Consider the following 20097-nt stretch of genomic DNA (forward strand, 5'->3'; position numbering starts at 1 on the left):
TGTTTGAGAAGGTACATCCATTACTAAAATATAAAGGTTGAGGATTTCAATGAAGATACCATTTTTTCATAAGGAAAAAGATAACAAAAAAGAAAAACCGCCACAGCCTGAGGACCAAGCCGAATTTTCCGGAAATTTTGAAATAGATAAATGTATTTTAATGAAGCGGTATGCCTATCCAGACAATAAAGACTTTATGGTAAGAGAGTTTACCCTTTATCCTTTACGAAAAAAAGGGGCATTATTTTATGTTCCTTCCATATCTAATTCCAATATCATAGATGAGGAAATCCTAAAACCCTTAATTATGGGTGATAAAGCGGTTCGGGACATTCCTTCTTTATTAACCGGCAGTGCCGTAAAGGAAGAAAAAGTAATCAGCAATGCCATAAAAGAGATTAATGCAGGAGATACTGTTCTGTTTCTTGAGGGAGAAAAGGCACCTTATATTATTAAAACCGCAGAAGTAGCTGGCCGCAATGTAGAAAAGCCGCAAAATGAAACAACCTTGATGGGACCAAAAGAGGCATTTAATGAAAAGGCAGAGACCAATATTTCTTTGATTCGAAAAAGGATTCGAACCGAAGATTTCATGGTAGAAAAAATGGTTATAGGCAAGCGTTCTTTTAATGAAGTCTATCTTGTTTATAATCGTGAATTAGTTGGAGAACAGGTACTCGCCGAAGTAAAACAAAGGATTGGTGCGATTGAAAAAGATGCTGTCCAAAACTTGAGTCTATTAACTCAATACATAGAGGATCGAAATTCAAGCCTTTTACCAACCATCTTGGAAACCGAGAGACCTGATCGGGCGGCATCTTTTATAGAAGATGGCTATATCACTGTACTGATGAATAATTCACCATCCTCTTTAATATTACCAGCGACGTTTTGGTCCTTTTATCATTCTGCGGATGATCATTATTTACGATTTTTTTACGGAAATTTCACACGGGTTTTAAGAATGATTGCCATGTTTATTACACTATTTATTCCTTCTATTTATATTGCGATTACGAATTATCATGTCGAAATGATCCCGACGGATTTATTATTAGCGATTGCCGGAGCAAGGGAACAAGTGCCTTTTCCAGCTATTGTAGAATTGTTAATTATGGAATTATCCTTTGAGTTAATTAGGGAAGCGGGAGTGAGAGTCCCGACCCCTATAGGCCCGACTATTGGCATTGTTGGAGCACTTATCTTGGGTCAAGCTGCCGTTGAAGCGAATATTGTAAGCCCTATTGTCGTGATTGTAGTGGCGTTAACCGGTCTATCTTCCTTTGCGATTGGGGATATCAATCTTAACTATGCGATTCGCATAGCCCGATTCATTTTTTTATTAGCCTCGAGCTTATTTGGTATTTTTGGAATGGTCGGTTGTTTTATATTAGTTCTTGCTTATTTAACGGTTATTAAGTCATTCGGAGTTCCCTATTTAGCTCCACTTACACCTAATTATCGGTCCTCGAACGATACGATTTTTAGAAAAGTGCTCATAAGTGAAAATCTTAGACCTGCCTATGTAAAAACAAAAGATATAACGAAAGACACTGATGAAAACGGGGAATAAGGTGATACCTTGAGAACACACGAAAAAGACCAAATCGGTGGCAAAGAGTTTTTTGCCGTCATCACATTATTAATGGGAACAAAAGCTGGTGATATGACCACCACACTACTATACGAAAAAGCTCAAAATGCCGCATGGATGGTGATCATGATATCGTTTCTGATGATCCTGCCTTCCATGTGGCTTCTCGTTCAAGTCTTAAAAAAATATCAAACAAACGATCTAATGGAGGTTACTTTTTCTGCGTTTGGAAAATATGTAGGGTTTATGATTGGATTTCTCCTTTTCCTAATCGTACTCATTGCTACATCCATCGATACAAGAAGTTATACTGACCAATTGATTACGATGAATTTTCCCAAAACACCTATTTTTGCCCTTTATGCTGTTTTTCTTGGGATTTCTCTATGGGTTGCTAAAAAGGGGTGGGAAGCTATTTCATCTATTGCTTGGATGATTTTTCCATACATTTCACTAGTACTAATTTTATTGGCGGTTTTGTTATTTACCCAAGGAGAATGGAAACGGCTTTTTCCTTTATTTGGCCCAGGGAAATGGGAAGTAGCTAAAACAAGCTTTCAGTACTCAGCTATTTACGGTGATGCATTTGTCCTTGCAATGTTTTATCCTCTTGTCAAAAGTCATAAAACGTATTCGCGAGGAATCTTCCTTGGTCTTAGCTTCACCGCCATCCAAATGGCCATCTTTTATTGTTTATACACATTTGTATTTGATTATCAAAGCATCGATAAGATCACTTATCCATTTAATGATGCAACCCGATTTGTTTCGCTTGGGCAGTCGATTAGAAATATTGAAACCATCTATCTTACATTTTGGCTGCTTGCGATATTTGTAAAGTTTTCTATATACCTTTATGCTTTAAGCAAAATATTTGGGGCTATTTTTAAGATTGGTGAGTTTGAACACACCTTAATTCCGTTAACCATCCTGGTGCTTTTACTTGGAATGCTGCCTGACAATCAATTAGAAAATATTTTTATCCTAAGAGATAACATGCTTACGTATTCAAAATACTTCTTTTTAGGTTTTCCGCCCCTGCTTTGGATGACTGTTAAGCTAAAGGAGGTTTTAAATCGGTGAAAAAACTATTTTTCATCTTGCTAAATATCTCTCTGCTATCCCTAGCTTTAACGGGCTGTTGGGATAGAAAGGAAGTCGAACAAATGTCTTATGTGGTGGCCATTGGATTGGATTTACCGAAGGATATTGACCTGGAAAAGGAGCAAGCGATCGATGTGACTTTTCAGTTCTCAAACCCAAAAGGGACGGCCAGTCAAACTCAAGGTGGTGAGAAACCAGGTCAAGAAGAACAAGATTTTATTACCATTACGGCACCTGATTTTATTACCGCAAAAAATACAGCTAATGCTTTTGTCACAAGGCAGGTCACCTTTAATCATACCGTCGTAATGATTGCTTCCGAAGAACTCGCAAAAACAGATATGTTTTTTCATTTTATTACCTCTGCCTTTAAAGAACGAGAAATAAGGAGAGAAACGAATCTGTTAATTACACACGGAAAAGCATCGGATTTTATCGAAAAAAACAAGCCTGAAATGGGGATTCAGCCACATAAATATTATCAATTCATCATCCAGCGTTCGATTGAGACCGGAATGGTGCCAAATTCAACCCTTAACCGCTTTGCCAATATTACCGATGGTGACGCTGACCTCTTTTTAGCGATTTATGGCTCTGTAAAAGATGTAAAACAAAAGGGACCATTCGGTGAAGAGGATCGATATAAAGCAGGAGAGGTACCCAAAAAAGGAGGAAATCCAGCACAGTTAATTGGGTCAGCAGTCTTCAAAGAGGGGCGTATGATAGGTACACTAAATGGCGAAGAAACGAGGCGTTCCCTGTTACTGGATAATACATCCCAAATTAAAGATATGTTTGCTGTGTATCCTGATCCATTAAAAGAAAAGTTCAAAATTAGCGTAAGGATAAGAAAAAAACTAGAAACCGATGTAAAGCTTAAATTGAGAAACGGCCCACCCAAAATAGACGTGTTTGTCCCTCTTGAAATAGAACTTATCTCAGTTCCAAGCAATATAGATTATGGTGCAGATATAAAAAAACAAGAAATTTTAAAGAAGAGTATAGAAGAATTAAAGGAGAAGGAATTTAAGGAATTAATTCACAAAGTACAAGAAGAATTCAAAGCAGAACCGTTTTATTGGTCATTGGAAATTCGCCCTCTTTTCAGTTCGACAAAAGAATATGAAAAATGGGATTGGATGAATAAAAGATTTCCCGATGCGGACATAAATGTAAAGGTAGATGTTGCTGTTATTGGATACGGAAAACAAATCAAAGAGCGAGAGATGGATGAGGTGAAGGATTAATGAATCTAGTGATGTGGACAGTTGTATTATTTGGTGCGTTTTATAGTTTTGGCCATGCCTTTTATCTTATAAAGGATAAAAATAAATTCGGCGCTATCGGAATTAGCCTAGTAGGAGTAATCATATTGATCTGTCCTTTCCTGGTAAGGATGAAATAGAATGGACTGCTCTCTTTCCAGTGTAGGGAGGGGAGCGAAGATCACTTGGTGAGGCTAAAGAAATAAACGTCTTTCTGCCCGGTTTGAGCTAGAAAAATACGATACTTATTTATTTTAAAAGAAAAGAGGCCAACGTAAAATGTTGATCTCTTTCAAGGGTTAACATCCTCAGCCAATTGAAAAACATGAAAAAAACTGGCCTAAAAGGTTTTTCAACCCTTCAAGCCAGTTCACTACTCATCCTTAATAGTATCCTCCGAATCCACCAGCACCAACGATGACTAACAGAATGAAGAGTACTACGATCAAGGCAAATCCTGCTCCAAAAAAGCCTGCTCCTCCACTCATTCTATCCACCTCCTATAAACAATTCTTAACATCTTATGTTAAGGAGTTTAAGTCGGTGTGGACTTTCTTATATTTTCATACCTATACAAACACATTATAAAACTGGATCCCAGTAAATTAGATAATTCAGAAGAAAATTTTTTAATCTATGAATAATTACTTTTTCTTCTGGCCATCCTAAAGATACAAGTGTATTATCCCCCTTTTTTTACACCCTCCTTTTCAGAGGGTGATTTTTTTTGGAAAAGTAGACTAGGGACCATTCGGTCTCGGACAACTTTTCATATGATATGGAAAATGGAAAGGGGGAATGAAAAATAGAACGTCAGTATCCGAGTTATCCGTTTCAAAGTCCTTATTATCCACAAAGTCCAATATCCTATGGTCAATCCCACGGTCACCCACCCAGCGGGTTCAAGCCAATCCCGCACGAACCTCATACTTTTTGCGGTATGATGGGAGGCGAGCAAAAACATCTTGTCATGCATAAAGGCGGTTATACGATAAAGCCTCACACCACTCATTTTTCACCATATACAGAATGGTGGCCATGGTTTTAAGAACGACTCATGTTGAGTCGTTTTTTTATTTTGCTTTTACATAGGACATACTAACTTCGAATAAACGAAGGAGGAATCATCATGAAAAAATTAGTCGCTATGGCGGTTTTAACTTTTTCTTTCATTCTTGGTACTACATACGTGAAAGCAGAACCGATTCATAACCAAAACATGATGTCTGTATTGTGGTTTCAAACTTCCGGGGAAGCAAAAGCGCTTTATTATCAAGGTTATAATATTGGGAAAATGAGATTAGACGAATATTTGAGTCAAAAGAAAAAAGGAAAGAAACCTGCCGTTGTTCTGGATATTGATGAAACGATTTTAGATAACAGCCCTTTTTTCGCGAACGCCATTTTAACAGGAAAAGGGAACACGAATGATTTTTTTAATTGGTTTAATCAGGCCAATGATCAGGCTCTTCCCGGGGCGGTCGAATTTTTACAATATGCAGATTCCAAGGGTGTAGACATTTTTTACATATCAAATCGCCATTACACCCAAACGGGAGCAACGATACGAAACCTGCAGCTGGTTGGAGCACCGCAAGCCAATACAGAGCACGTTCTATTAAAACAACCGATGGAAAAAGGCAAGGAAACGCGGAGACAACAAGTGGCGAAAACTCATGAAATTGTTCTCTTATTCGGTGATAATTTGGGAGATTTTCAAGGGTTTGATCAATTACCTCCTGCAGAAAGAGTGAAAGCCGTCGATCGATACAAAGAAGAATTTGGTAAAAAGTTCATTGTATTCCCGAACCCTATGTATGGGGATTGGGAAGATGCTCTCTACAATTATGATGGAAAAAGAACAGAAGAAGAATATCAGAAGCTTCGTAAAAAGGCTTTGCAGCCGCCAATACAAGATTAAATGAAAGAGACACCCCTAAACGGGTGTCTCTTCTTTTTTCCTAAAAAATAAATAGAGGCTTAGGATGAAAGCGGAAGTAATAAAGGCTACCACCACACTCAAAAGACGATCAAGGAACATCATCGATCCATACCCCATACCCAAGCTTATAACCGAAGCAACCACGACTACTTGATTATGTATCGTTTTTAAATAAAGAACAGATAACACCGGCAGCAACAGCGCGGAATATAAAATACCAATGAAAAAAAACAATTCTAAAATAGATGGCTGAATGAAGAAATAAGCCAAATACAAGGTCCCAATAATAGAAATGATGATGAAAGAAAAACTCTTCTTCTTTTTTGAAAATCTTTCTGTTTCGAATAAAATGAAGAAATCTTGTATTCTGACAAAGTAGGTAGAAATTAACGTGCCCAGCAAAGTCGCAGAGGTAATCATAAGTAAAATCGATGAATCAAATAAGTGCAAAAGATCATAAAAAACGGTTCTGAGACTGTGAAATCCACCTAAACCTAGGACTGGAAAAATAATAATAGAAAAAGTAACCGGAATGGTCGCCCAGATAAAGCCAGTAAATAGTAGGCTTCGTCTTACTTTTTCTTTTTTAATACGAAACAGCAAGCTCCATGAACCAGGGTCAGTCACTAATTTCCCTAAAAATATAAGAAAAACAGACAGTACTAATAAAGATAATTCCTTTAACTGTATACTAAATAAATAGGGATGGTATAATCTCATACCAAAATACATTTGCTCTAGGTTTTTGCTCAGAAATAGATACACAAATACGATGATGATAACAGCTTGGAAGAGGCCAAATTTATAAATCGTATATCTTCTAATATTCCGAAGTCGGCGAAAAAAGAGGAAGGGTACACTAATCAGCATAAATAAGAAGACACCCATTTTAGCTGGTAAATGGAAGACGGCATAAAAGATAATACTAGAACCAATAGCTAATAGCAGAAAATCAAATACATACCCTACTCCGATGAGCAAAAAGAATGTTTTGATCGTTTTTTCTCCAACCTTTCCCTTCCATAAAGGAATAGGGACTTCTACACTTCCTTTTCTTTGTAGTCTTTTCCCTATTACACCAAATAAAGAAAATGCAAAAGCTCCGGTAATTCCGTATAATACGCCAGCTAAAATACCATACGTCATTGTGACTAATGAGGCTGTAAACATAGCATTAGCCGACATCCATCTTGAAATCATTAATATAGAGGATATTCCTAAACCTAACTCTTCCTTTTCATTCGTACGCAAGCTAGTGTATCCTCATTTCTCGATAATTTTTGGCGGTAAAACCCGTTTTAAGTTTAAAAATCGAACTAAAATAATGGAGACTATTGAATCCAACCTTTTCGGCGATCTGGGAAATGGTTAAATGGTCGTTGGTTAGTAAATTTTTTGCGATTTCGATTCTGTAATCAATAAGGTAATCGGAAAAGGATTTTCCTACTTCTTCACTAAATTTACGACTCAAATAAGAAGAGTTAACATGGATGTCCGTTGCTACGGAGGATAGATTTAATTTCTCATGATATTTTTGATGAATAACCCTGATGGCATCAGAAACAATTTTGGAACAATCTAAGTAATCGATTTCCCTAGCATACTTTTGAATGACTTCTTTCAGTTCACTCTCAATAATCGGTTTGGTCAGGAAATCATTGACCCCTATTTGGATGGCTCTTTTGGCATAATCAAATTCTTGATGGGCTGTAATGATCACAATCGAAATTCCTTCAAACTTTTCTTTTAACTCTTTTGCCAGTTCCAGGCCCGACTTCCCAGGCATCTCAATATCAAGGAAAGCTAAATGAAAGTGATGCTGTTTGGATAAATGTAAGGCTTGACTACCATCCATCGTTGTATAAAGGTTCCACATCGGGCAAAGAGGTTTTATGAAATATTCAAGCTGCTCTAATACAATCGGTTCATCATCGACTAGTAAGACATTCATCACTATTCCACCTTTATGAAGTCCTAAAATAAAGCTGCTTTTATTAATATAGTACCATGTTTCGATAAAATTTTTATCTGATTTTTCAAAAATCTCTAAAATTCCTTCTTAATAGGCCAACTCGCAATCACCTTTACTCCTCCAGTTGGCACTTGCTCCAAATGAATCGAAGCCTGATGACCGAACAATAAAGAAAGGCGTTTTTTAATATTCTTTAATCCATGACCACTTGTTTGATCGATATCAAAATCGTCGTCTATGACCCCAATTCCATTATCTATTACTTCCAGAGTAGCCGTCGTTTCATCTGTTCTGAATCGTATATGAAGCTCAATCATCCCTGATTTTTTCTCAAGGCTATGCTTAAAGGCATTTTCTGTTAAGGTTTGGAGCATATACGGGGGAATAAAGACTGCCACATTACTAGAAGGCGCTAGTTCGTAAAAAATCGTTAGTCGGCTACCCATTCGTATTTGTTGAATGGATAAGTAATGCTTCGTGTATTCTAGCTCATCGGAAAAAGAAATTAATTGTTCCTTTTCTCGATATTTAAACTTTAAAAATAAGGATAGATGCTCTAACACTTCAATGAGTTGTTCATTTTTCTTTAGTCTAGCTAGACCTAAGATCAAATTCATGGTATTAAACAGAAAATGAGGATGAATTTGCTGATTTAATTGCATGTATTCACTTTGCTTTAATTCCTTTTCTAAACGGACCTTTACATTTTCATGCTTTAACACATCAATCTCCCGTTCAAAAGCGAGAATCGAAAACAAAGCAATGGAGCCTACGACAGGACCTAACAATGCTAATGTAATAAGTGCAGTATAGACATTAAATGAAATCATCGACATCCACCTATTTTTTTAATGTAGAAAATGACTAAAACAAGGATCTTTACCCTTAGAATAAAGATTAGTGCCACTAAAGACAAGCTTTAGTGGCACCATTTCCTTTAAACTTTAAACGATGTCACAGGCCACAAAGTGCCCTGGTCCAACCTGGCGTAAGCTTTGGGTATTCTCCCGGCATTGTTCCGTTGCCATTGGACAACGTGTATGAAAGCGGCAGCCTGAAGGTGGATTGATCGGTGACGGAACATCCCCCGTTAGAATCATTCTTTCTTTATTTCGTTTACGAGTTGGCTCTGGGATGGCCGATAATAACGCTTTCGTATACGGGTGCTGCGGATTTTCAAATAAAGATTTCTTATCAGCGATTTCTACAATATTTCCTAAATACATGACAATCACCCGATCCGAAATATGACGAACTACACCAAGATCATGGGAGATAAATAAGTAGGTTAATTGATATTCTTTTTGCAGTTTTTTCAAAAGATTAAGCACCTGTGCCTGTACGGATACATCTAAGGCAGATACGGCTTCATCACAGATTAATAGCTTCGGCTTAACCGCAAGAGCACGAGCAATGCCAATACGCTGACGCTGTCCACCACTAAATTCATGGGGATAACGGTGAATCATATCGGCTCTTAAACCAACCTGTTCAAGCAATTCGATGGTACGCTGTCTTCGCTCTGCCTTTGGTACGACATTCAAGATTCCCATGGCCTCTTCAATCATTCGCCCAACCGTTTGTCGTGGATTTAAGGAAGCATAAGGATCTTGGAAGATAACCTGTAGATCTCTTCGTTTTTCTCTCATTTTATTTTTTGAAAGACTTAGCAGGTTTTCTCCTTTAAAAAGGATCTGACCTGAAGTTGGCTCATCTAGTCGCAGTATCGCCCGACCAGTGGTCGATTTCCCACAGCCTGACTCCCCAACAATACTGACCGTCTCTCCTTCAAAAATTTCAAAGCTGATTCCGTCTACTGCTTTAACGTGATTCACGGTTCGGCCGAAGACACCGCCTTTAATGGGAAAGTATTGCTTTAAATCCTTTACCTCTAATAATGGATTCTTTGTTTTAACCGTTAACATTTGACAGTGCCCCCTTTCCAACCAATGGCTTTTCTCCTTGCCATTCATCTGTATAAATCCAACAGCGAACTTGCTCGTTTTTTTCCAAAGAAACTAAGTCTGGCAGTTTTTCATGACATAAGGTAGTCGCATAGGGACAACGAGGAGCAAATCGACACCCGATTGGCATATCCGTTGGGCTCGGTACACTGCCTTTAATCGCGATTAATTCCTCTACATCTTCATCCACACGGGGAATGGAGTTTAATAGCCCTTCTGTATAAGGGTGTTTCGGCTGCTCAAATAAGGAATCCGTATCGGTATATTCGACGACCTTCCCTGCATACATAACAGCGACCATATCGCATGTCTCCGCCACCACTCCGAGGTCATGGGTAATCATAATCACAGCTGAACCAAAGTCTTCTTGTAACTTTTTTAATAAATCTAAGATTTGCGCTTGAATCGTCACATCCAAAGCCGTTGTCGGTTCATCCGCAATCAATAATTCTGGATTACAAGCGAGCGCCATGGCAATCATGACCCGCTGACGCATCCCCCCACTCAACTCATGGGGTTCTTGTTTCGCTCTTTTTTCAGGAGAGGGGATTCCGACAAGCTTAAGCATATCAACGGCCTTTTCCCAAGCTTGTTTTCTATTTAGTTTTTGATGAATTCGAATCGCTTCGGCAATTTGTTCACCTACTGAGTAGACCGGATTGAGAGAAGTCATGGGCTCCTGAAAGATCATCGAAATTTCATTACCACGAATGCTTCTCATTTTTTCATCGGAATAGTTTAATAGATTCTCTCCTTTAAAAAGAACCTCTCCACCGGCAATTTTTCCTGAATCAATTAATCTCATAATCGATAAAGAGGTGATACTTTTTCCACACCCAGATTCTCCTACAATCCCTAAAGTCTGTCCTTTTTCAACTTTAAAATCCACACCGTCAACCGCTTTTACTACACCTCTGTCTGTAGAAAAATGGGTTTGCAAATTTTTTACTTCTAAAATACCCTCCCGCTTTTGCTGCATCATTCGTTCACCTCTTTCTAATTTAAATCAACCCGTTTATTCAATAATCGATAGGAAATATCCACTCCCATATTAACGACCACAAAAATGATGGAAACGACTAAGATCGACCCTTGAACCGATGGCAGATCTCTCATTCGAATCGAATCAATAATAAAACGACCTAATCCGTTAATGGCAAATACGGTTTCCGTTAACACCGTTCCACCTAAAAGGGCACCAAACTGTAAGCCTACAACGGTAATAACCGGAATCATTGCATTTTTCAAGGCATGCTTATAGACGATAATTTGTTCCTTTACCCCTTTGGCTTTCGCTGTACGAATATAATCCTGTCTGATGACTTCAAGCATGCTAGATCGTGTCATACGAGCAACAATCGCCGCCCCGCCAGTTCCAAGGGTTATAGCAGGGAGAATCACATGCATAAAGGTTCCCCAACCCGCTACAGGGAATAGTGGAATTTTCACTCCAAAATAAAGAATGAGCATTAAACCGAACCAGAAGTTTGGTAATGATACACCGAGTAATGCGACGATCATTAAGGAAATATCAGAAAAGGAATATTGCTTTGTAGCAGAGATAATACCTGCTAATAGACCAAGTACAATCGTGACCAGTATACTCCAGAAAGCCAGTTCAAACGTGACCGGTAATCGAACGAGGATTTCATCCAAAACAGGACGGTTTGAACGAATCGAAGTTCCAAAATCCCCTGATACAATGTCCTTTAAGTAGGAAAAATATTGAACGATTACTGGGCGGTCTAATCCAAGCTGATGTCTAATTTGAGCTACCTGCTCAGGAGACGCACTTTCCCCAGCGAGCAAAACCGCAGGATCACCAGGTACCATTTGCATGATTAAAAAAACAACTAACACAACTCCTAGTAATACAGGAATCATTTGAATTAAACGTCTTAGGATAAAAATAAACATGGTCTCACTCCTTTTTTATTTGGGCTCTTTTCTGAAACTTTGTTGCTTTTTGTAAGGCTCTTTTCTAAAACTTTGTTGCTTATTTTTTCATGCGCGGATCAAGAGCATCACGTAAACCGTCCCCGAATAGGTTTAGACCCATGACGATAATGGCAATAGCAATACCTGGGAAGGTAGCCATATGAGGAGCATTCCATAAGAAATTGCGTCCGCTACTTAACATGGCTCCCCATTCCGGTGAAGGCGGCTGTGCCCCCATTCCTAAAAAGGAAAGACCGGCTGCTGTAAGGATGGCAGTGGCAAGGCGTAAGGTACCTTGTACAATAATCGGCGATAAAATATTCGGTAATATATGAACAAAGATAATCTTAAAATCTTTCGCTCCCAATGCTCGAATTGCATCAATATATTCGAGCTTTTTGGTTGCGAGAGTAGAGCCTCTGACGATTCGCGCAAACGTTGGAATCGAGAAAATCCCGACAGCAATCATAACATTGATTAAGCTTGGGCCTAAGGCACTGATAATGGCTAGAGCTAATAGCAACCCTGGAAAAGCGAGTAAAATATCAATGAAGCGCATAATGACCGTATCCACCATTTTTCCATAATAACCAGATACAAGACCTAAAATAATCCCAAAAAAGGCTCCAATCGCAACGGATACAACCCCTACCGTCAGAGAAAGCTGTGAACCGTAAATGATTCTACTTAGTACATCTCTTCCTTTATCATCTGTTCCCATCCAATGTTCCCATGATGGGGGCTGGAGCTTGTTCATTAAGTCAATTTCTAATGGATCATACGGAGCGACCAGTTTTCCAAAAATGGCTACTAATAGATAGAAGATAATAATTCCTCCCCCTACCATGGCCATTTTATTTTTCTTTAACTGCTTATAAAAAGATAAAAAACGTTCTAGTCTAGGATTTTTGTGAATCTCACTATGAGAAATCGTTTTTTCATTTACATTTACAATCGGTTGACTCATGCAACATGCCCTCCTTTTTCTATTAAATTATCAGAAAATAAATACTTTTTACATTATTTTTAAAATTAAGTAAATATTCTGTAAATGTAGGTAATGATTTTGAAAATATTATTTTCTGAATTTTTCTATAATGGAAACAAGTTAATGATTGGGCAAGGTGAATCATTTTCATATGCATTTTTATTCTAATGTGGGGGTGGTAAAACGCATGCAACAAAAGCGACTAGAAAAGCTGCGTAAAAAAATGCAAGAGACAGGAGTAGATGCGGTTTTTGTCTCATCCGTCGAAAACCGTTACTACTTTTCCAACTTTCGGGGGTCTGCAGGAGCATTATTCATAACAGAAAATCATGCAATCCTTTTAACAGACTTCCGATATGTCGACCAAGCCAAAAAAGAAGCTTCCTTATTCGAAGTCATCAACCACAACAGAGAGTTATTTTCATATGTAAAGAGATTAGTAGAAACCCATCATGTCCAAACACTAGGGATCGAATATGAGTCGCTTCCAGTCGAAGAGTTTTTAGCAGTAAAAGAAGCTGTTCCGTCCGTTAGCCTAGAAAAGGTGGATCACCTATACTATGACATTCGGATGATTAAGGACGAACAGGAAATTGAGTATTTGAGACAAGGTGTTTCCTATTGTGACCAAGCTTTCGAACATATCCTATCGTTTATCCGTCCGGGCATGACCGAAATGGAGGTTGGTCTGGAGCTGGAGTTTTTCATGAGAAAAGCTGGAGCAGAAGGAATCAAAGCGAATCATGTCATAGCATCCGGTGAGCGCTCTTCCCTTCCCCACGGACAAGCAACCGATAGAGTTATTCAAGTGGGCGACTTTGTCAAAATGGATATCGGGGCAAGAGTGAAAGGCTACTATTCTGATTTTACAAGAACTGTCGTAGTCGGCGAGCCTTCGGAAAAGCAACTCGAAATCTATAACATTGTCAAAAAAGCACAGCTGGCTGCTTTAAAAGAAATCGGTCCAGGAAAAGTATGTTCCGAGCTCGATGAAGTAGCAAGATCCATTATCCGTGATGCTGGTTATGGTGATAATTTTGGTCATAGCTTAGGGCATTCCATCGGATTAGCCGTCCATGAGAAACCAGCCATGCGTTATGGCGACCAAACGGTTTTACAACCAGGAATGGTCATTACAGTAGAGCCAGGCATTTATATACCAGGCTTTGGCGGAGTCCGAATTGAAGACTTTGTTGTGATAACCGAAAATGGTTATCGAAACTTAACCACCGCAACCAAAGAACTTCAAGTTTTATCTGTGTATACATCATAAAATGGTTTGTTGTTGATTTTTCCAAATAAGAAGTGATTTATAGGACTCTAGTTCCGCTATTTGTGAAAAATACCCCATTTTGATGGATATATAGGACCCTGAATCCGTTATTTTGCCAAAAAAGGCATTTATTGTGGATTTATTCATAAATAAAGGATTCTCTGTCCGATACTCTACAAAAAAGGGCTGTAAATATCCAAATAAGGGATTCTCTGTCCTATAAAAAATAACGTCATGATGTAGACCATTCATAATGGCTAAAAAATAAAAAGGAGTTGGGAAAAAGATGAAGACGAAAAAGTTTACGTTTTTGGTGTTAATGTTCATGCTTCTTATCGGAGCCGCATTAACCGGCTGTACGAGTGCCCCTTCTGAAAATGCATCTAATGAACCACAATCAAGTAATAAAGGTGATGGTGACAAACAAGAAAGTGGAGGATCTGACGGCGGTGAGCTTGTAATTGCTGTATTGTCTGACGCTACCCAGCTTGACCCGCATAAAGGAACAGACATTCCTTCTGCTAACGTCTATCATGGAAAGATTTATGAAGGACTTGTCATCCAAGATAAAAATATGGACATCCAACCTGGTTTAGCCACAGAGTGGAATAAATTAGATGACCTTACATGGGAATTCAAGCTTCGTCAAGGTGTTAAGTTCCATGACGGTACTGATTTTAATGCTGAAGCGGTAAAGAAAACGCTTGAACGTGTGGTAGATCCAGAGGTAGCCTCTCCACGCGCGAAATTATTTGATATGATTACCGAAATCAAAATTGTCGATGATTATACGATTCAATTAAAGACAGCGTATCCGTTCTCCCCACTTCTATCTAATCTTGCCCATTATTCTGGCGGAATCATTAGCCCGAAAGCGATTGAGGAGCAAGGAGACAAATTAGGACAACATCCAGCTGGAACAGGTCCTTTCAAACTAGATTCATGGACTCCAGGATCCGAGCTTAAATTAGTAAAGAATGAAGATTATTGGGGCGATAAGCCAAAAGTTGATAGCGTTGTTTACAAGGTAGTACCTGAGGATGCTACACGTATTGCCATGGTAGAAACAGGCCAAGCACACCTAGCTGAACCAGTTCCGGTTACCGAAGTAGAGCGCATTGAAAATAGTCAAACGATGAAGTTAATCCGCAGTGAGGCGTTAGGTATTGACTATATTGGCTTCAATACACAAAAGAAACCTTTCGATAATGTAAAGGTTCGCCAAGCGATTAGCTTAGCCATTGATACAGATATGATTGTCCAAGGTGTCTTTAATAATGTAGGTACAAAAGCAACCGCTCCAATGGGCCCTGGGGTTTGGGGTCATAATCCAAACTTAACTGGTTGGGACTATGATGTAGAAAAAGCAAAAGCTCTACTTAAAGAAGCTGGATATCCAAATGGCTTTAAAACAACGATCTGGACGAATGACAACAAAGAGCGTGTGGACGTAGCTGAGGTTGTTCAATCCCAGTTAAAAGGCATCGGTATTGATGTTGAAATCAAAGTCATGGAATGGGGCGCTTACCTGGATGCTACATCAAAAGGAGAACACGATATGTTTATCCTAGGCTGGTCTAATATGACAGGTGATGCCGACTATAACCAATTCTTCTTATTCCACTCTGATGCTAAAGGGGAAGCTGGAAACCGTTCCTTCTACAGCAATCCAAAAGTGGATGAGCTAATCAACCAAGGACGTCAAGAAGCTGACCCTAATAAGCGTCAAGAAATATATAATGAAGCACAAGAAATCGAAATGGAAGATGCTCCAATGGTGTTCTTACGCAACGATGAAAATCTAATGGCAGCAGGCAAAAATGTCAATGGTTTCTGGATTCATCCAGCAGGTATCTATATGATTAACGATGTAACCATTAAATAAGAACCCCCTATTACAGGTTCAAAGGTAAGCCCGTCCAGCTAGTTGCTGAATGGGCTTACTTGTTGAAGTGGGTGAGATGGTGGTGAGATGAGGTTTAGAATATGGTGAAAACGCGATAAGATTGCGGTGGGAATGTGACAAAGTTAGAAATAATTAAATTTTGGGCAGATATATTTCCAATTTGGGCAGATATATTCCCATTTTAGGCGGAAAAAACGTGAAAACAGTCAGATAAAATATCATTTTACTAAAAAGGTGTTCATTCACTACTTCTATTTATGAAGAAACAATAGGTAGCATGCCAATTTTTGTCCTTATTATACGAAAACTGTGTCTCTAACCTTCTAAAACTACTAAAAAAGAGGAAGTTCAGTTTCTATATGAATCTAGATTATTTAAATTACCCTTATCCTTCCCAGTGAATGGCGGCATTTGCAAAAAAATGGGATGGTTTCCATTTCTTAACCATTGGCGTCTCAACCTGGATTAGATATTCTTAAAAAAAGGTTGAACTGCGATTGATGCAGCCATCGCAACTGCTGCTTGCTTAACGGTTGTTGCTCTTGATAGTAGAGGTTTCAGTCGCGGACAAATTATTTGGAAAAATCCAAAAACAGGTGTACTATCAGTAGGGTAAAGAATCTAGAACGGACGGCGCAATCAACTCTTGGTAACTGCCTGAAAAAAAACGAATTTAACCTTTTTTGGCTCTGTTAAAGAGTAGTGTTGATTTTTAACAATGTTGATTGGAGAGGAAATCACTAGTCATGTTTAACAAAGTCTTTTATTAAAAGTAATAGATTCGTATTTTCCTCAATTTCAACACCTAGATTACTCCCCTATTAAGGGATTATACACAAAATAAAAGGAGTATATTATGAAAACACAGCTTCAGTTATTTTTAGCCTTTTTCCGTGTCGGAATGCTGGGTTATGGCGGCGGACCGTCATCCATTCCTCTCGTACATAAAGAGGTCGTGGAAAGATACAAATGGATGAATGATGATGAATTTTCTGATGTATTAGCATTAGGAAACACCCTCCCCGGCCCCATTGCCACTAAGATGTCCGGCTATATAGGGTATCGAGTCGCCGGAATTTTAGGATTAATCATCGCCCTCGCTGCCACGATTATCCCTACCATTGTCTTAATGATTGTCTTATTAACGTTTTTATCATCTTTTAAGGATCAGCCATGGGTGATGGGAATGACCAAAGCCGTTGTTCCAGTGGTTGGTGTGATGCTGGCATCTTTAACTTGGGACTTTTTCAAAAAATCAAAGGAATCCTTGGGCTGGAAAATAGCGTTGGGCATTATCGCTGCCAGCTTTATACTCATTCAATTTGCTGGGTTCCATCCTGCCATCTTAATTGCTGCTTTGCTTCTTTTTGCTATTTTTAAAAAGGATAAACAGAAAGAAACCCATCCTTCTAGTGAAAGAGGTGTCAGCTGATGACTTATTGGCATATCTTTCTTGCCTTTTTCATTCCAGGGATTGTCGGGTATGGCGGTGGTCCCGCTTCGATTCCACTCGTACAAAACGAGGTAGTGAATCGATACGGCTGGTTAACCGTTTCGGAGTTTAGTGAAGTGCTGGCATTAGGAAACGCCTTGCCTGGACCAATTGCGACCAAAATGGCTGGTTATATCGGCTACCAGCAAGGTGGAATCTTGGGCTCGATTGTCGGAATTTTTGCAACGGTCGCTCCCTCTCTTATTCTAATGATTGTTTTATTAGGACTTTTATATAAATTTAAAGATTCTCCAAAGGTCAAACGAATGACCAATTACATTCGACCAACTATTGCCGTTTTACTAGGAATCATGACGTTTAGTTTCTTTTCTACTTCTATAGAAGACACTGGTTGGATACAAACAGTGATCTTGGTGGTTGTTGGCTTTCTTTTATTAGAAAAATGGAAAGTTCACCCTGCCTATGTGATTGTCGGTGCTCTTGGATATGGTGCGCTATTATTGTAGATTTAAGGAAAAAGAAAGGTATTAAGACAATCTCAAGAGATGTCTTGATACCTTTTTTATTGTTTACACCGATTTATGGGACAGGTTTTTTTGTTTATCGGACACTAAATTTTCTTTATCGGACACTCGTTCTAGTTTATCGGACACTTTTTAAAATATATCGGACATCGGAAACTATTCTGAAAATTTTCCCAACCCCCACCCTCAAAATATTCTTATAGTTATATTTTCGATGAGAGAATGTTAAAAAGCACAGATAATGATTCATTTCCCCTCAAAAATGGCGTTATTTGGCGAAAACATGCTTTTTTTGTTTCGATTATAATAACCTTATCAAGTATTCTAAAAAAGGGTGAGTGTATGCGAAATATAGAAGAAGTAGTATATGAAGGTAAGCTCTACACAGTATATTTTAAATACGATTCAGGATATTTGGAAATTAAAGAACAAGAGAATACAAGTTCTATGATTAATAACATTAAATTAGTTCACGAAAATGAGGTTATTTATAAAAGAAAACCACTCCCTAGCTATGGATTTGAGTGGACAAGATCTATCTCTAAAATAAAATGCAGTTAAAAAAAGACAAGGTATATATCGAGGGCACTGAAAAACTTTCGTTTTTCAAAAGTGTGCTTGAACCATTAAAGTAAAAAAGACAGTTCACATCCATTTTTTTGGATTCCGAACTGTCTTTTTGTGTTTTGAGTAGTTATTCTATTCCCTATTTTTGGTTCATTAGCGTCAATATTCTTTTCACATTCACTGTGAAGATAGCCATTGCCCCTTGCAAATGCATGCCAATTAGACCCGAGGAATCTGCAACATCATACCCGTGTCTATGTTTCAATTCGCTATTCTTAGCTTCTATTTTATATCGCTCCATCGATTTCTCTTTAAAATAGTCGCTTTCTTGAAATTTTATTTGTTCTGTATGCACATTTGATTTAATGCTTACAGAGTAACTCTTACTTTTAGCACCTTCCTTATAACATCCGTCTTTAAATGGACAAACTCTACATTTTTCTACATCAAAATAATAAGTGTCTACTTGATTGACAGCTACATCTTTTTTTCCTTGTCTAGCTTTCCTTATTGCCAGATGTCCAGCTTTACAAACGTACATCCCAGCGTCTTTATTAAATTCAAACTCTTCTTCTTTTTTACGATATCCTTGAGTAACAGAAGGGTTTAATTTAGCTACTAAATTTATTTCATTTGTATTTGCGTACTCGATATTTCCCTTTTCAGAATAAGCAGTATCACCGATTATCGTTTTTACTTCCATCCCAGCTTTTTTACTTTTCTCGACTAATGTTTCTAATTGTTTTCCATCATTCTTTTCGCCTGTTGTAATCACTGCGGCAGTGATAATCCTTTCTTCACTCATTGCCAGATGTGTTTTATAGCCAAAAAAGGAAGAATCAGCTGTCTTATGACCCACTCGCGCATCTGGATCATTGGACATCTGAAGCTGTTCATTCATATCTTCAAGGGTTTCTTTTAGTAAGTTCATTTTTTCTTTCACTTTTGGGTATTCACGGATTACCTCATTATTTTTGGCTACATCCATTAGCTTTTGGCAATACTCGATTTCATCTTCTAATACATCTGTGGAGGATTTTGGTGGAAACTGATTCTTAATACTTTCATCAATTTGATAGATTGCTTTTCGAAGAAGCTTTGATTTATCCATCAATATTTCTTTAGGAGACTTTTGATTATAACGAGCTTTCGAGTGAGTGGCATCCACAATAACAGAATTACTTTTGATAATTTCCTTTTCAATCGCTATTTCTACCGTTTTATTAATAAGTAAATCTAAAAGATTAACATCTTTTAAACGTATTTTTCGAAATTTTGTCAAAGAACTCGGGTCAATGACTTCTTCTTCAGGAGACATGTCTAGAAAATATTTAAACGACATATCGTACTTTGAACGTTCTACAATATCAACATCCGATAAGTCGTGTATAGATTTTAAAAATAGATATTTAAACATACGTATTGGGTGAATGGCATTTCTTCCATTATCGTGACAATAATTGTCCTTGAGTTCCTCATACACAAAGGAAAAATCAATGAGTTCATTCACTTTTCGAAGCATATTATCTTTTGGCACGATAATATCGTAAAGTGCCATGTATGGACTAAAACTCAAAGACTGTTGGTTTGGAATCATCTATAACACA

The 20097-nt window shown here is 38.1% G+C and carries 19 protein-coding genes; 10 read left to right on the forward strand and 9 right to left on the reverse strand.

Annotated features, from left to right (window positions below; genetic code table 11):
* The first annotated feature begins 49 nt into the window (after nt 1-49).
* From ACSBPO_RS20290 to ACSBPO_RS20305, 4 genes are read left to right on the forward strand one after another with little or no spacing between them, the layout of a single operon-like run.
* The gene (locus ACSBPO_RS20290; RefSeq protein ID WP_442596522.1) at nt 50-1573 is read left to right on the forward strand and encodes a spore germination protein; all 1524 of its coding nucleotides are present in this window, start codon (nt 50-52) and stop codon (nt 1571-1573) included.
* 9 nt (nt 1574-1582) lie between these two features.
* The gene (locus ACSBPO_RS20295) at nt 1583-2677 is read left to right on the forward strand and encodes a GerAB/ArcD/ProY family transporter (protein ID WP_442596523.1); all 1095 of its coding nucleotides are present in this window, start codon (nt 1583-1585) and stop codon (nt 2675-2677) included.
* A complete protein-coding gene (locus ACSBPO_RS20300) occupies nt 2674-3945 on the forward strand; it encodes a Ger(x)C family spore germination protein (protein WP_442596525.1) in 1272 nt (423 codons plus the stop codon). Before ACSBPO_RS20295 ends, ACSBPO_RS20300 begins: the two co-directional genes overlap by 4 nt.
* Nucleotides 3945-4103 (forward strand): hypothetical protein, encoded by a 159-nt coding sequence (locus tag ACSBPO_RS20305; protein ID WP_442596527.1) that lies wholly within the window; start codon nt 3945-3947, stop codon nt 4101-4103. Before ACSBPO_RS20300 ends, ACSBPO_RS20305 begins: the two co-directional genes overlap by 1 nt.
* A gap of 243 nt (nt 4104-4346) precedes the next feature.
* Here ACSBPO_RS20305 and ACSBPO_RS20310 read toward each other — a convergent pair whose 3' ends face one another.
* A complete protein-coding gene (locus ACSBPO_RS20310) occupies nt 4347-4451 on the reverse strand; it encodes a YjcZ family sporulation protein (protein ID WP_442596528.1) in 105 nt (34 codons plus the stop codon).
* A gap of 641 nt (nt 4452-5092) precedes the next feature.
* On the opposite strand from ACSBPO_RS20310, the gene ACSBPO_RS20315 reads away from it, so the two are divergent.
* Nucleotides 5093-5884, forward strand: coding sequence for a 5'-nucleotidase, lipoprotein e(P4) family (locus tag ACSBPO_RS20315; RefSeq protein ID WP_442596529.1), 792 nt, complete (start codon nt 5093-5095; stop codon nt 5882-5884).
* Between the two features lie 15 nt (nt 5885-5899).
* Here the strand turns inward: ACSBPO_RS20315 and ACSBPO_RS20320 are convergent, their stop codons facing one another.
* The 7 genes from ACSBPO_RS20320 to nikC all read right to left on the reverse strand — a co-directional run bounded on the left by ACSBPO_RS20320 (nt 5900) and on the right by nikC (nt 12746).
* Complete coding sequence (locus ACSBPO_RS20320) at nt 5900-7156, reverse strand: hypothetical protein (RefSeq protein ID WP_442596531.1); 1257 nt, start codon at nt 7154-7156, stop codon at nt 5900-5902.
* Between the two features lies 1 nt (nt 7157).
* The gene (locus ACSBPO_RS20325) at nt 7158-7856 is read right to left on the reverse strand and encodes a response regulator transcription factor (RefSeq protein WP_442596533.1); all 699 of its coding nucleotides are present in this window, start codon (nt 7854-7856) and stop codon (nt 7158-7160) included.
* Between the two features lie 95 nt (nt 7857-7951).
* A complete protein-coding gene (locus ACSBPO_RS20330) occupies nt 7952-8707 on the reverse strand; it encodes a sensor histidine kinase (RefSeq protein ID WP_442596534.1) in 756 nt (251 codons plus the stop codon).
* Nucleotides 8708-8821: 114 nt separating this feature from the next.
* Nucleotides 8822-9802, reverse strand: a complete 981-nt coding sequence (locus tag ACSBPO_RS20335; RefSeq protein ID WP_442596536.1) for an ABC transporter ATP-binding protein — start codon at nt 9800-9802, stop codon at nt 8822-8824.
* Nucleotides 9789-10820 carry an ABC transporter ATP-binding protein gene (locus ACSBPO_RS20340; protein WP_442600418.1) on the reverse strand — a complete coding sequence of 344 codons (1032 nt, stop codon included), beginning with the start codon at nt 10818-10820 and terminating at the stop codon, nt 9789-9791. Before ACSBPO_RS20340 ends, ACSBPO_RS20335 begins: the two co-directional genes overlap by 14 nt.
* A gap of 17 nt (nt 10821-10837) precedes the next feature.
* Nucleotides 10838-11758 (reverse strand): ABC transporter permease, encoded by a 921-nt coding sequence (locus tag ACSBPO_RS20345; RefSeq protein WP_442596538.1) that lies wholly within the window; start codon nt 11756-11758, stop codon nt 10838-10840.
* A gap of 79 nt (nt 11759-11837) precedes the next feature.
* The gene (nikC, locus tag ACSBPO_RS20350) at nt 11838-12746 is read right to left on the reverse strand and encodes a nickel transporter permease (protein WP_442596540.1); all 909 of its coding nucleotides are present in this window, start codon (nt 12744-12746) and stop codon (nt 11838-11840) included.
* A gap of 208 nt (nt 12747-12954) precedes the next feature.
* Between nikC and ACSBPO_RS20355 the strand changes: the two genes are divergently transcribed.
* The 5 genes from ACSBPO_RS20355 (at nt 12955) to ACSBPO_RS20375 (ending at nt 18484) form a co-directional block, all read left to right on the forward strand.
* Nucleotides 12955-14040, forward strand: coding sequence for a M24 family metallopeptidase (locus tag ACSBPO_RS20355; RefSeq protein ID WP_442596542.1), 1086 nt, complete (start codon nt 12955-12957; stop codon nt 14038-14040).
* A 286-nt stretch (nt 14041-14326) separates the two neighbouring features.
* A complete protein-coding gene (locus ACSBPO_RS20360; protein WP_442596544.1) occupies nt 14327-15925 on the forward strand; it encodes a glutathione ABC transporter substrate-binding protein in 1599 nt (532 codons plus the stop codon).
* A gap of 877 nt (nt 15926-16802) precedes the next feature.
* A complete protein-coding gene (locus tag ACSBPO_RS20365; RefSeq protein WP_442596546.1) occupies nt 16803-17378 on the forward strand; it encodes a chromate transporter in 576 nt (191 codons plus the stop codon).
* Nucleotides 17378-17905, forward strand: coding sequence for a chromate transporter (locus ACSBPO_RS20370; RefSeq protein ID WP_442596547.1), 528 nt, complete (start codon nt 17378-17380; stop codon nt 17903-17905). The genes ACSBPO_RS20365 and ACSBPO_RS20370 overlap by 1 nt, the downstream gene beginning before the upstream one ends.
* Nucleotides 17906-18145: 240 nt before the next feature.
* Complete coding sequence (locus ACSBPO_RS20375; protein WP_442596548.1) at nt 18146-18484, forward strand: hypothetical protein; 339 nt, start codon at nt 18146-18148, stop codon at nt 18482-18484.
* Between the two features lie 145 nt (nt 18485-18629).
* On the opposite strand, the gene ACSBPO_RS20380 is transcribed toward ACSBPO_RS20375, so the two are convergent.
* Entirely contained in the window at nt 18630-20087 is a 1458-nt protein-coding gene (locus ACSBPO_RS20380; RefSeq protein ID WP_442595587.1) for an IS1182 family transposase, read from the reverse strand.
* Nucleotides 20088-20097 lie beyond the last annotated feature (10 nt).

Source organism: Neobacillus sp. D3-1R (assembly GCF_052180215.1).
GTDB lineage: Bacteria > Bacillota > Bacilli > Bacillales > Cytobacillaceae > Pseudoneobacillus.

What these genes read in the sequence shown, in the direction of transcription:
- ACSBPO_RS20290 (WP_442596522.1), top strand. Translation starts at nt 50, where the DNA reads ATGAAGATACCATTTTTTCATAAGGAAAAAGATAACAAAAAAGAAAAA.
- ACSBPO_RS20380 (WP_442595587.1), bottom strand. Translation starts at nt 20,087, where the DNA reads ATGATTCCAAACCAACAGTCTTTGAGTTTTAGTCCATACATGGCACTT.
- ACSBPO_RS20315 (WP_442596529.1), top strand. Translation starts at nt 5,093, where the DNA reads ATGAAAAAATTAGTCGCTATGGCGGTTTTAACTTTTTCTTTCATTCTT.
- ACSBPO_RS20305 (WP_442596527.1), top strand. Translation starts at nt 3,945, where the DNA reads ATGAATCTAGTGATGTGGACAGTTGTATTATTTGGTGCGTTTTATAGT.
- ACSBPO_RS20330 (WP_442596534.1), bottom strand. Translation starts at nt 8,707, where the DNA reads ATGATTTCATTTAATGTCTATACTGCACTTATTACATTAGCATTGTTA.
- ACSBPO_RS20355 (WP_442596542.1), top strand. Translation starts at nt 12,955, where the DNA reads ATGCAACAAAAGCGACTAGAAAAGCTGCGTAAAAAAATGCAAGAGACA.
- ACSBPO_RS20360 (WP_442596544.1), top strand. Translation starts at nt 14,327, where the DNA reads ATGAAGACGAAAAAGTTTACGTTTTTGGTGTTAATGTTCATGCTTCTT.
- ACSBPO_RS20345 (WP_442596538.1), bottom strand. Translation starts at nt 11,758, where the DNA reads ATGTTTATTTTTATCCTAAGACGTTTAATTCAAATGATTCCTGTATTA.
- ACSBPO_RS20335 (WP_442596536.1), bottom strand. Translation starts at nt 9,802, where the DNA reads ATGTTAACGGTTAAAACAAAGAATCCATTATTAGAGGTAAAGGATTTA.
- nikC (WP_442596540.1), bottom strand. Translation starts at nt 12,746, where the DNA reads ATGAGTCAACCGATTGTAAATGTAAATGAAAAAACGATTTCTCATAGT.
- ACSBPO_RS20365 (WP_442596546.1), top strand. Translation starts at nt 16,803, where the DNA reads ATGAAAACACAGCTTCAGTTATTTTTAGCCTTTTTCCGTGTCGGAATG.
- ACSBPO_RS20375 (WP_442596548.1), top strand. Translation starts at nt 18,146, where the DNA reads ATGTTAAAAAGCACAGATAATGATTCATTTCCCCTCAAAAATGGCGTT.
- ACSBPO_RS20310 (WP_442596528.1), bottom strand. Translation starts at nt 4,451, where the DNA reads ATGAGTGGAGGAGCAGGCTTTTTTGGAGCAGGATTTGCCTTGATCGTA.
- ACSBPO_RS20325 (WP_442596533.1), bottom strand. Translation starts at nt 7,856, where the DNA reads ATGAATGTCTTACTAGTCGATGATGAACCGATTGTATTAGAGCAGCTT.
- ACSBPO_RS20340 (WP_442600418.1), bottom strand. Translation starts at nt 10,820, where the DNA reads ATGCAGCAAAAGCGGGAGGGTATTTTAGAAGTAAAAAATTTGCAAACC.
- ACSBPO_RS20370 (WP_442596547.1), top strand. Translation starts at nt 17,378, where the DNA reads ATGACTTATTGGCATATCTTTCTTGCCTTTTTCATTCCAGGGATTGTC.